Below are 12735 nucleotides of genomic sequence, written 5' to 3'. Positions count from 1 at the left end.
TTATGGTTCTAAATAACTCCACTCGTTTTAATTAAAGTTAACGAGCACTGGGAGTTAAAATTCCCAAATGTGATTGCATACCCAAAATAAATATACAAACAAGTATAGTATAACATTTTTTAACTACTCTTTTAAACAAAAAAATAATGCTTGAAGCATTATTTTAAAGTTTATTATAAGGATGATCTTCTTGTTTTGTGATATCTACCAATTTAAATCCAGATTCTCAATGCCCTGGATAAAGCTTATAATTAAAATATTCTTTACCAATAGATTTTATTGACTCAAAGAATATTTTATCATCACAAGTTAACTCAAACATTAATTTTAAAGGGTGTTCACTATTTTGAAACATTTTTTTGTGATATCCAAATCCATTAATGAATAATGTATCTCCAATAAACAAATGTTCTTTATCTACTTGATAAAAAGTAGTTCCTTTTGAATGACCACCTTTTGGTATTATTTGTATTTCAAAATTATTTAGTACAATTTCTTTTAAATCATTAAATAAATCATACTTTATTGAACCGTCTTCAAAATTAATATTGTGTCCATATTGACTCCCATTAATTCTTTTGTCCAATAAAAATGGATAATCTTTTTCATGTATATGTATAATCGCTTTTGTTTTAATTGCCAGTTTATCTAAACCAACAGTATGATCGTGATGAAAATGCGTTATAAGTATGTCTGTTAATTCCAAGTTGTAGTTTATTAAATAAGCTAATATTGTCTCTTGTTGGTAACCACCATCAATAAGAATTGCCTTTTTATTTTCTTTATTAATTAACAAGTATGAATTAGCTTCATTCATAGAAGCGTATTTGAATGTTTTAAGTTCTTTTTTCACTATTTAAATTTAGTTAATTTCACTAAAGATTTTGCATAAATTTCCATCATTTTTTTCAAGTCATCAATTTTTACATATTCATTATAAGCATGCATTGTAGAGTCATTTAAATCAAATTCTGCCCCAAACGCAATCATGTTTGGCATAGATTTAGCAAAAGTCCCTCCACCAATTGCAATTGGTTCTGCTTTTAAATCACCAGTGACTTCTTTATAAACTTCCATAATGTTTTTAACAACATCACTGTCTTTAGGAAAATAAACCCTATCTTCTATTGAAGATAATTTCATTTTAAGTCCTTTTTCATTTACAAATTTTTCCAAAACCTCAACAACATCTTTTTTAGGGTCTTTTGTACAAGGAATTCTAAAGTTTATTGTGAATCTGTAATCTGTTTTTGAAACACTCACAATACCATTACATGCAGTTAAATCACCTGTTTCATCAGATAAATCTCCAAAAATTTCTTTCATATCAAAATTTAAATGAGCATATTCTGAAACAAAACTACTTAAAGGGTGATATATACCATTTTCATGGATTGCTTTTAACAATCAAGTAGAAGCTGAAACTCCTTTAAATGGCAAACTACCATGAGCTGAAACCCCTTTTACAAAAAGGTATCCATCGCTCTCATAAGATTCAATTGAATTTTCTTTTAATCAAGATGCTATTTCATTTTGTTTTGGCCCTTTATATTTAACAATGTCATTTACAGCATTGTATACTTCTCCACCGCTCAATTCGAACTCTGAATCAAAATTGCCAATTAAATCAACATCTGCAATTCATTTTTCTGCATATACAACAGGAAAATGACCATCAGGGACATATCCCAAATCACATAATTGCTCATTTTTAACATAAGCTTCCATACACTCTCAATTTGTTTCTTCACTTGTACCAAATATGAAGCGAATTTTATAATCTGGTTCAAAACCATTATCAATTAAATATTTAAAAGCAAATATATTCATCATTGTTGGACCTTTATCATCAAAAGTTCCTCTTCCAATTAATTTACCATCTTTAATAATTGGTTCAAAAGGATTTGTTTCCCATTCATCAATATTTCCAGCAGGAACCACATCCAAGTGACAAATAATTCCAAATAATTTATCACCATCACCGTAATCCGCATATCCATATCTATAATCTGGTGCTATAAAAGTTTTAAATCCAAATGTATTTAAAAGTTCAACACAATGATCAAGAACTTTTTTTGTATCTTCATGAACTGGTGCTCCATAAGTCAAATCTCTTCTATATGAAGGGATTGCTACTATTTTTTTTGTTTCTTCTAAAGCTTGATCAAAATATTGACCAAGCAAGATTTCTTTTTCTACATTCATTTATTTTTACCTAATTTTTCTTTCTATCATTAACAACAGTGTCATAAGCATCATTAATTTCTGACATCTTTTGTTTTGCATAATCTTTATCATTTTTATCTGGGTGATAAATTTTTGCTAATCTTAAATAAGATTTTCTAATTTTATCATCAGTTTCCAATGGCGATACTTCCAACACCCTATATGCTTTGCTTAACTTTTCTTCTTTTTCTCTATCATCAAAATTTTGTTGTTCTGTTTTTTGACGACCGTTTTTACCAAGATACATTTCTTTTTCTATTGTTGATATTATATTATCAATACCCTCACAAAACTCAAGAAATTTTGAATCCACAAAATCATTTAAAAATTCTGGATTCATTAACTTATAAACTTCATTTTCAAATTTAGAAATTGTTGCTGGTATTACAGAATTTATAAAAGTTTCTTTATATAAATTGAATATGCTTATACAAAATTCATTGTAAATCTTTATTAAACTCTCAGATCCAAAAATAACTAATTTTTCTTTTGAGAGTTTTTCAAAAATAACAAAGAAATCAAACTCTTTATTGGCTCAATACTCGTAAAAACTTTTTTGAGTATGTTTTAAAGAATTAATCAAAGTTTCACTTGGAAATTTTTTAAAAACTTCATTAAATTCACTCAAAAATGGAAATCTATTGAATGTTTCAACAACACCAACATCTTCAATTCTAACTTTCTTGTTTGATTGATTTTGATATACTTTTTTGAAATCCTCTAAATCCTTTTTTATATTTTTATTATCACTTTTATTGTTTTTATTCTTAAATATTTTTAATAAGTAAAATATTATAAATATAAGAATAATAAAAGTTAACCCTAAACTTAATATTAGTAACAATTTTAATCCTCTTCTCACTAAAAAAAGGCACGAAAAACGAGCCTTTTGTATTATTATTTAGATTCTTGTGGAATAACTACAGCTCTAGTTCTGTTTTTACCAAATCTTTGGTATTTCACTATACCTGATACTAAAGCAAATAGTGTATCATCTCCACCACGTCCAACATTTGCACCTGGATGGATTTTTGTTCCTCTTTGTCTGAAAATAATTGAACCCGCATTAGCAAATTGTCCATCTGCTTTTTTAGCTCCTAAACGTTTTGATTCTGAGTCACGCCCGTTTTTAGTTGACCCAACTCCCTTTTTAGAAGCAAAATATTGTAATCCTAATAAGAAACGCATATTAAATCATCCTTTCTATTTTAAAATTCTTTGGATATTGCACCTGAATAGTTTCTAACTGAATAATCATAAAATTAATTAAAGAATCTAGTAATTCATCTTCTTTGATAACTTCAATTTTTATTTCATTTTCAGTAACATTAATGTTTACATTTTCATTAAATTTAATATCAAATGCATTTAATGCTCCGCCCACTATCCCTGTAATAGCTGCACACACAAGATCATGACCATATTCACCACTATTTGCGTGTCCTTTTATTACAAATGAATTTACTTTATTGTATTTTTCAACAATCTTAGCTTTTACCATTTACTATTCCTCAGTTTTTGGTTCTGTAGTAGTTTTTGGTGCAGCAGCTGTTTTAGGTGCTGTTGCAGTAGTTTTTGTTTCAGCTGAATCTGTTGTTGTTTTTGATCCACCTAATGAAATTGCATCAATTTTAACTTTTGTATATGGTTGTCTGTGACCATAAACTTTATTAACGTTTTTCTTTGGGTGATATCTAACAACTCTAAGTTTTTTACCTTTACCTTGTTTAACAACAGTTCCTGTAACTGTTGCCCCCTTGATTAAAGGCGACCCTACTGTTCCATCGATCATTAGAACTTCATTAAAAGTAACTTTTTTACCTTCTTCAACTTCTAATTTTTCTACGTAGATTTCATCATCTTTTGAAACTTTTATTTGTTTTCCACCTGTTTTTATAATTGCGAACATCTTTATTCCTCCAGTCTAGACTCGCCTTGCATGTGAGTTATTTTTCAAACTACTTTCTTACATACAAAGTGCGGTTGAAACTAGCAACCTAAATAATTTTATACTAAATTAATATAAAAATATTAGTTTTTTGTATTTTTTTAATAAAAAAGGTCAATAAGACCTTAGAATAAACTAACAACATTTGGAGTTTTATAATCAGCTTCTAAATTAATTTTATTAGAAGTTGTATTATCTGTTTTAAAAGTAGAATTACCAATTTTTGATTCTAACTTGTCAACTTTATTCAATGACATAGCAGTAAATACAGTTGTTGATATAGCCCCAACTGTATTAGTTAAAAAATCAGCTGCGCCTTTTGCAATCGAACCAATTCCACTCAATAGCGCACCAGTAATGCCTTTACCACCAACAATTTCTCTTTTTTGATTTAAATTTAGTTTTTCCATAATATGAAAACCTCCCAATATTTATATCGCTTTAAATATTAAAAAAGTAATTATTTATAAAAATATTTTGTTAAGTCATTTTTGTTTACATTATATTTTTTAGATATAGTTTTTATAGCATCTTTTTTGCTTATATTTTCTTTAATTAGTTTTTCAACTTCAGATATTATTTTATCCATATCAATTTCAGAGCCGTTATTTGATTCAAACCAAGAATCAATAACTACACAGAACTCTCCTTTTAGAGTTAAAAGATTAGAGTTTATATAATCACTCACCTCTTTAACAGTACCTCTTAGATATTCTTCGTTTATTTTAGTTAATTCTCTTGCAATAACAACTTTTGTATCTTCATTTAAAATTAATGAAAGTTGATTTATAGTAGCTTGAATTCTATGTACAGATTCATAAAAAGATATTATAACTTCTTCATTTTTTTGTTTGTCTATAACTTTTTTGATATCTTTTTCAATATTTTTTTTATCTAAAAACCCTAAAAAAAGATTTCTTCTAGAAACAAAACCTGATGCCGCTATAGCATGTACATATGCAGGACCGCAATTTACTGAAGTTATATTAACTTCAACATCTGATTCTAAAACTTGTTTTATAACAATTGCTCCAGGATCACTTATACAAGGAACTCCAGCATCACTTATAACAGCAATATTGCTATATTTATTTATATCTTCTATAAAACTTTCGCTTATAGAGTATTCATTAAACTTGTGTAAAGTTTTTAGTTTTTTGCTTAAATTAAGTTTTTCAAATAATTTGAAACTAACTCTAGTATCTTCACAATATACGACATCTGCTTTTTCAAAAACTTCTATAGCTCTTTTTGATATATCATCAAGGTTCCCTATCGGGGTTCCAACTAAATAAATTGTAGGTAACTCATTTTTAAATGTGCTTTGTATTTTTAGCATAGTTTACTCCTTGTATAAAAAAACCTAATAGATTTATTAGGTCAAATTATTTAATTTCTTTAATTGTTATTTTGTAAGGTTCTTTAAGTTCTCTAACTTCAACTGAATCTCCAACAACTTTTCCCATCATAGCTTTTGCTAATGGTGATTCGTTTGAGATTTTGTTTTCAAATGGGTCAGCTTCAATAGCACCAACAATTTTTACACTCATGTCTTTTTTAGTTTTTTGACTTGTAAATGTAACTTGGCTTCCAATTTTTACTTCTTTGTTTTTTGAGTTAGTGTCCTCAATAATTTTTGCTTTAGAAAGCATTGCTTCAACTTCTTTAATTCTAGCTTCAACTTCTGCTTGTCTGTTTCTTGCTGCATCATAATCAGCATTTTCTGATAGATCACCTTGTGCACGAGCCTCAACAAGTTCTTGAATAACTTGCGGACGAATGTTATTTATCAAATGTGCTAATTCATCTTTTAATTCTTGTAGCCCTTCAGCTGTTAAAATAATATCTTTATCTGTCATATTAATCCCCTTTTATTTAACTAAAATATTATACATTTTTTTGATTGAAAAATAAGTATATTATTCTATTTTTTGATTTCTAATTTGTTTTTCAACTCTTTGATTGCAAGAACTATTTCATCTTTCTTTACTATTTTTTTAATTTCCTCATGGCTAGCGTTATAAAAGTCATTTCTAGAAGGATATGAATGATTTATTTTTATTATCATTTTCTCTCCAATTCCTTTTATTGAAGAAAGATCATCTTTAGAAAATGATTTTGCTTGTTTTTTTCTAAAACTTGATATTGCATAGTTATGAACTCTATTTTGTACCAATTCTAAAAATTTAAACTCTTCAGAACTTTTATCTAATCTAATTTCTTGTTCATTAGTGTCTAATATATACTCTGTTTTATGCTTATCATTTTTTACTAAACCAATAATTGGTATATCCAAATCTAATAATTCTAATTGTGATTTTGCAGCATGCACTTGAATTTTACCCCCATCCATAATAATCAAGTCCGGTAAATTAATTTCTTGATTTAAATCTTTTTGATATCTTCTATATATCATGTTTTGCATTCTTTGAAAATCACCTTTTTCATCTATTATGATATTGTATTTTCTAAAATCATTAAAGCTAGGTTGACCACCCTTAAACACAACCATTGCTCCAGTTACAAATTCATCCAATATATTTGCTACGTCAAACATTTCAATATGATATGGATATTTTGGAAGCTTAAGAGTTTTTTGTAACTTATCTAGTAATTCTTCCTTACTAATTGATTTTTGACTTTTATACATTTCTTCTTGTCTAATAAATTCTTTTGCATTATTTTTTGCCAGTTCTAGAACCTTTAAATTTCCTTCGTCATTCCCATAAGTTATTTTGTCTTTAAATAAAAGTTTCAAACTTGTATTTTCTAATTCTTTAGGAATAACAATAAAATCAGGAAGCATGTTCTTTGCATATATTTGCATAATAAAATTTTCAAACAAAGCTTTTGGATCTTGAGACTTATTTTTTACTATAATTTGATCTTTTAATATAAGTTTTCCACTCCTATAGAATAAAACAACATATGCAATATATTCTTCTGTTTCAAAAAAGTTAAATACATCTCTGTTCAGATTATCGTTAAAGTCTACAAATTGCTCGGTCACAGAAAAGTTTAGATGACTTATAATGTCTTTTATTCTTTGAGCTTCCTCAAATTGAAGATTGTCAGATGCTATAAACATCTTCTCTTCCAACTTATTTTTGAAGTCTTCATTTGTTCTATTGAAAAAATTCTTAACATTATTAATTTGGTCATCATAGAATTTTGGGTCAACTTCTCGAAAACAAGCACCCGAACATTGATCTATATGAAAATGAATACAAGGTTTACCTAAGTTACCTTTACATCTTCTTAAGGGATAAATTCTCTCTAATGTTTTTAATATATTTCTTGCGCTTGTGCCATCTGGTAATGGTCCAAAAGATATTTGATTTTTATTATCAAAATTTCTTGTATAAACATAGACAGGGTCTTTTTCTTTTGTTATTGCAATATAAGGATACTTTTTATCATCATTTAACACAATATTATATCTTGGTCTATACTTTTTAATTAAGTTTTGCTCTAATATTAGAGATTCTTTTTCGTTATCTGTAACTATCGTTTCAATATCAACAATATCTCTGACAAGTTGTGTTGTTTTAAAGTTATGAGCTTTATTAAAATAACTTGAAACTCTTTTTTTGAGATTTTTAGCTTTACCAACATAGATAATTTTATTGTCTTTATTTTTATATAAGTAACATCCAGGTTTTTCTGGTAAATTTTTAACTATGTTTTCCATAAAATCTCACCTCAGTATTATTATATAGTCTTAAAAAAAATCAGCATTTATTTTTGCTGATTTTATTCAATGTCTTCATTTGTAATATAAACTTCTCTTGGTTTTGAACCGTTTTGTGGCCCAATGAAACCTAGCATTTCAAATTCATCAATTATTCTAGCAGCCCTGTTATAACCTACATTAAATCTTCTTTGAATTGAACTTGTTGAAGCTCCCTTTGTTTTAATTATAAATTCTTTTATTTCTTCAAATAAAGGATCTGAACTTGCACCTGATTCAATAGAACGATTATCTTCATCTTGTTTCATAAACTCTGCTTCAAATATTTGTTGTTGTTGACTTGAGCAATGTCTTACTAAATTTTCAATCTCTTCATCACTAATATAAGCACCTTGCGCTCTAATTAAACTCGAACTTCCTGGAGGAGTATATAATAAATCTCCTTTACCAATTAATTTTTCAGCACCACTTGCATCAAGAATTGTTCTTGAGTCAATTGCAGAAGTTACAGAAAATGCAATTCTTACAGGAATATTTGATTTAATAACACCAGTAATAACATCTGTTGATGGTCTTTGTGTTGCAACAATTAAATGGATTCCAGATGCACGAGCCAATTGAGTCAATCTCATAATTGAGTCTTCAACATCTTTCTTATTAGAAGTCATCATTAAATCTGCAAGTTCATCAATAATAACTACATAGTAAGGAAGTCTAGTGGAAGAATTTTCTTGCCTCTTATTAAAGTCTGCTATATTTTTAACTCCATGAGTTGTAAATAAAGCGTATCTTCTTTCCATTTCGTTTATAACTTTTTTTAATGCATTATTTGCAATATTCATATCACTTATGACTGGAGCTAATAAATGAGGAATTGAAGAATAAACTGATAATTCAACTTTTTTAGGGTCTATCATCAAAAATTTTACTTCATGTGGTTTTGCCCTCATTAAAATAGATGAAATAATTCCATTTATCATAACTGATTTACCACTACCTGTTGATCCTGCAACAAGCAAATGAGGCATTTTATCTAATTCCGCAAACAAGTTCTCACCCGTTACAGTTTTACCAATTGCCATAAATAATTTATTTCCCATTTTTAAAGGAGGAGCTCCATTAAGAACAGATTTCATAGGAACAATTTCTGGTTTATCATTTGGTATTTCAATACCAACAGCTGCTTTACCTGGAATTGGAGATTCAATTCTTACGTTTTGGCTCGCTAAAGCCAATTTTAAATCATTTTCAAGTGAAGTTACACTATTAACTTTTGTTCCTGGTTCAGGTTGAACTTCAAATTTAACAACAGTTGGTCCAATACTCATGTTTGTAACACTTGCTTTAACACCAAATTGTCTAAATGTCTCATTGATTATTTCTGCCTTTTTATTTGCAGCAGCTTTAACTTCTTCTTGATATTGTTGATTAACTTCTTGATCCTTTAATATGTTAGCTGATGGTAATTCATATAGGTCATTTACATATTGTTCTTTTTCAACAGCCTTTTTAGTATTTACTTCCATTGTATGGTTGTAATTATTTCTCGCTTGGTAACCTGAAGATGGGAATAATATATTTCTTGCTAGATTTTCTTGCATTGGAGAAGTGTAGTCACTGTAATCCTCCATTGCTTTTTTAGCTTCTTCTTTTTCCTTTTTAGTTTCATTTATAAAGTAGTCTAAAGTTATTTGACCTTCAGGAGCAACTTCTTTTTTAGAATCTTTTTTAATTCTTGAATTTAAAAGTTCTTGAGTTTTACCATTTGCACCAAATGGTGTAATGTTTGTTTCTTTAGCCAATCTTTCTCTGGCTTGTTCTGTAGAAACTTGACCATATTTTGATTCTGATGGAAGTGGCAAATTATAATCATATTCTTCATCATAATTAGGAGAATAAATCGGTTCTTCTTTTATTGAAGATTCGGCGCGCATTTTTGCTTCTTCTCTAATTTTATCTAAATTAAAATCAACCACTCTATTCATGCTTTGAACAGGTTTAATGATAAATTCATCTTTATAGTTTTGATTTGGATTATAGTCTTCCAAGTTTATATTAGCAAAGTCATCATTATAGAAATCAGTGTGTACTTCTTCATATATATTTCTTTCGTTATGCCTATTGAAACTTGGTAATTCTATTGTAAAGTCTGATTCTTTAACAGAAGAAATAATCATTCTTTCATCAAAAGTATCTTCATCTTCAACGTTAATCAAGTTGAAAATGCTTTTAGTTCTTTTGGGTTTTTTAGATTTATAATTTTGATTCGTATTTGAATAGGCAAAACTTTTCAAAGAAAGAATTCTTAATCTTTTACCTCTTCGTTTTCCTTTAGGTTTTAAGAAATAGAAGGGATCTCCTGTAAAAATTCAAACCATATCTATTATAAAAAATGACAGAGCAATGATTAACCCAAAGTAAATTGAAGTGTATGCACCAATCCCAGCAAGAACAGTACCAATTAATCCTCCACCAGATCAAAAAGTGAAGTAAGTTGATGGGTCAGCTATTCAAATACTTCCACTATTCTTTTCAAACATAGAGTTTGCCTTTCAATTAGAAATATATGAACCAACAGAATCTTTAAGTATAGAAGTTGATCATATTTTTTCTATTTGAAATGATTCTGTTTTTGTATGAAATGCAACAATGAATAATATTGAAGATATTATTCAGCATAAAACTATTCAAGTTAAAATAACCATAGCTAAAAATCTTTTCTTAGGTTTAAATTTAATTCCAAAGTATATTGCAAAATCAATCATAAAGAATAACAAATATAAAAAGTACTTAAATCAACCAAATGGTAAATTAAAAATTACATCGTCTATAAATTGTCCGATGATTGTAATTCTTCCTAATGACATTAAATTTAAGAAGAATAATAATAGCGCCCCTACTATTCAAGAAACAGAATCTGATTTTCTTTGCTTCTTTTGTATAGTAAAGGCTTTTGTGCGATCGTTATCATTTTCATTGTTTAGCCCATTAAAATTATTCATGATTCCACCTTCGTTTGTTGCCCTTACCATATGATTTTAATATATTTTAGAGATTTTTTTTAATCAATTAACAAAAAACCCATAACTAAATTATGAGTTTTTTGTTCTATTTTGTCTTGGTTCAAAGAATGATCCATCTAGTTCATTTATTATTACCAATACAATTGGTTGTTTACCCGTTTCTTGTTTTAGTGTTGTTCTAATTCTTGAAACAATCTCTTTTTTAATAGCATTTAAATCATATGCACTTGGGTTTGTTTTAGATTCATTTTTGTATTTATCTAATATATCAACTATTTGCTTTTGCATTAATTTAAATATTGGATTTTCTTCAGTAATGTAGATAACTCCACGCATTTGAATATCAATCAATGATATTAAATCCTTTGTTTTGTTATTTACATTTGCACCAATAATTACAGCCCCATCAGTTGCAAGTTGTTTTCTTTCATTTAAAACAACAGCTCCGATATCACCAACACCAATTCCATCAACATAAACATCTGCTGTTTTAATAGAATCAGAAGCAATAATCAATTTACCCTCTTCTGCTATTTTTAAAATTTGTCCATTATTAATTAATTGAATATTTTTCTTTTCTACTCCAGCTTCAATTGCAGCTCTTTCAGCAGATAAGAAATCTTTATATAATCCTTTGATTGGTATAAATGATTTTGGTCTCATGATTCTAGTCATTAATTTAATATCTTCATAACTTGCTCTCATTGATCAAATGTTCTTATCACTTAAAGAAACTAATTTAGCATTAGTTCTTGCTAATTCATCCAAAATTTCAGCATGTCTTTTTTCAACACCTGCTGCTGGAGGGGTGGCTAATATAATTGTGTCGTTTTCAGTAAATTCTACTTTATCATCATTACCTGCAGCAATCTTTGCAAGTCTAGTATATAGCAAATCTCCTGCTCCAGTTAACATTAAAATACCATCTTCTGATTTTGTAAATTCTTCAATGCTTATAATATCTTTCTCTGATATTTGTAAACTTTCTTGAATAACTTTTGATTCAACAACCTTTGTTATAGTTTTTCCATAAACAGCAATTTTTCTATCATTTGCTTTGGCTTGTTTAATAATTTCGAATAGTTTAAAGACATCTTCTTCAAACATACCTAAGATTAAACGTCTCTTTTTGTCCTTCATTGGAGCTGCTATAAATTTATCGATTCTGTGGTTTGGAACAGTATATCCAATTCTCGAAGCGTATTCAGCATCACTAATCAAAGCTAATACTCCTTTTTTAGCAATTTCATTTAAATGGTTCATGTCTGTTGAAAAATATGATTGTTCATTTCCGTCAATAATGTAATCTCCAGCGTAAACAATTACACCATCTTCAGTATGCATTGCAAATCCAAATGATTCTGGGAAGGCTGCAGTTGTTCTAAAAGCTTCGATTTTAACATCACCAAATGAAACAATATCTTTATCATTTATTATTTTGAAGTTATTCTCTCTATTTTTAATTCTATATTTCATATTTCTATATTTTAAAATAGTTGTTGTAAGTTCATTACAATAAACTGGTACATCTATTTCTCTCAAAATATAACTTATAGCTCCTGAGTTATTTGAGCTTGGGTTTGATAAAAAAATACCTTTAATTTTTTTAGCATTTGCTTTTAAAAATTCAAAGTTAGGAATAATTACATCTATTCCTAAAACACTTCTTTCTGGAAATTTTATACCAGCATCAAAAATATACAAATCATCATTAACACTAATAACAAAAATATTTTTTCCTCTTTCGTCTTGACCACCAAGGGCCATAAATTTAATATCTGCCATATTTGTTTCTCCATTTCTTTAGTTTTTATTATTTGTTTAGTTTATTTTTTAAAACGTCAACC

General features: G+C 27.9%; 11 protein-coding genes, 1 pseudogene and 1 other annotated feature. All 12 genes and pseudogenes read right to left on the bottom strand.

All coding sequences use genetic code 4. From position 1 onward, the window contains the following. Positions 1-163: 163 nt before the first annotated feature. The 12 genes and pseudogenes from SMONO_RS01175 to SMONO_RS01120 all read right to left on the bottom strand — a co-directional run bounded on the left by SMONO_RS01175 (position 164) and on the right by SMONO_RS01120 (position 12673). Entirely contained in the window at positions 164-853 is a 690-nt protein-coding gene (locus SMONO_RS01175) for an MBL fold metallo-hydrolase (protein ID WP_101780518.1), read from the bottom strand. Further along, entirely contained in the window at positions 853-2205 is a 1353-nt protein-coding gene (locus SMONO_RS01170; protein ID WP_101780517.1) for a Sapep family Mn(2+)-dependent dipeptidase, read from the bottom strand. The genes SMONO_RS01175 and SMONO_RS01170 overlap by 1 nt, the downstream gene beginning before the upstream one ends. A 10-nt stretch (positions 2206-2215) precedes the next feature. Continuing rightward, entirely contained in the window at positions 2216-3070 is an 855-nt protein-coding gene (locus tag SMONO_RS01165; protein WP_101780516.1) for a J domain-containing protein, read from the bottom strand. Between the two features lie 53 nt (positions 3071-3123). Then, complete coding sequence (gene rpmA, locus SMONO_RS01160) at positions 3124-3414, bottom strand: 50S ribosomal protein L27 (protein WP_101780515.1); 291 nt, start codon at positions 3412-3414, stop codon at positions 3124-3126. Between the two features lies 1 nt (position 3415). Continuing rightward, complete coding sequence (locus tag SMONO_RS01155) at positions 3416-3727, bottom strand: ribosomal-processing cysteine protease Prp (protein ID WP_101780514.1); 312 nt, start codon at positions 3725-3727, stop codon at positions 3416-3418. Positions 3728-3838: 111 nt separating this feature from the next. Next, positions 3839-4135, bottom strand: a pseudogene (gene rplU, locus SMONO_RS01150) (50S ribosomal protein L21); the annotation flags it as partial. Between the two features lie 7 nt (positions 4136-4142). Further along, positions 4143-4221, bottom strand: a sequence feature (ribosomal protein L21 leader region). A gap of 78 nt (positions 4222-4299) precedes the next feature. Further along, positions 4300-4584: a hypothetical protein gene (locus SMONO_RS01145; protein ID WP_101780512.1), complete on the bottom strand. Its 285-nt coding sequence runs from the start codon at positions 4582-4584 to the stop codon at positions 4300-4302. Between the two features lie 50 nt (positions 4585-4634). Further along, positions 4635-5513: a 16S rRNA (cytidine(1402)-2'-O)-methyltransferase gene (rsmI, locus tag SMONO_RS01140; RefSeq protein WP_101780511.1), complete on the bottom strand. Its 879-nt coding sequence runs from the start codon at positions 5511-5513 to the stop codon at positions 4635-4637. A 46-nt stretch (positions 5514-5559) separates the two neighbouring features. Then, on the bottom strand, positions 5560-6033 hold the full coding sequence (greA, locus tag SMONO_RS01135; RefSeq protein ID WP_101780510.1) for a transcription elongation factor GreA: 474 nt from the start codon (positions 6031-6033) through the stop codon (positions 5560-5562). 65 nt (positions 6034-6098) lie between these two features. After that, positions 6099-7865, bottom strand: a complete 1767-nt coding sequence (gene uvrC, locus SMONO_RS01130; protein ID WP_101780509.1) for an excinuclease ABC subunit UvrC — start codon at positions 7863-7865, stop codon at positions 6099-6101. 62 nt (positions 7866-7927) lie between these two features. After that, complete coding sequence (locus SMONO_RS01125) at positions 7928-10867, bottom strand: DNA translocase FtsK (RefSeq protein ID WP_158637881.1); 2940 nt, start codon at positions 10865-10867, stop codon at positions 7928-7930. Between the two features lie 90 nt (positions 10868-10957). After that, positions 10958-12673: a ribonuclease J gene (locus SMONO_RS01120; protein WP_101780507.1), complete on the bottom strand. Its 1716-nt coding sequence runs from the start codon at positions 12671-12673 to the stop codon at positions 10958-10960. Positions 12674-12735 lie beyond the last annotated feature (62 nt).

This window comes from Spiroplasma monobiae MQ-1 (genome assembly GCF_002865545.1).
In the GTDB taxonomy this organism is placed as follows: Bacteria; Bacillota_I; Bacilli_A; order Mycoplasmatales; family Mycoplasmataceae; genus Spiroplasma_A; species Spiroplasma_A monobiae.
This window is presented reverse-complemented; position numbering and strand designations above follow the sequence as displayed.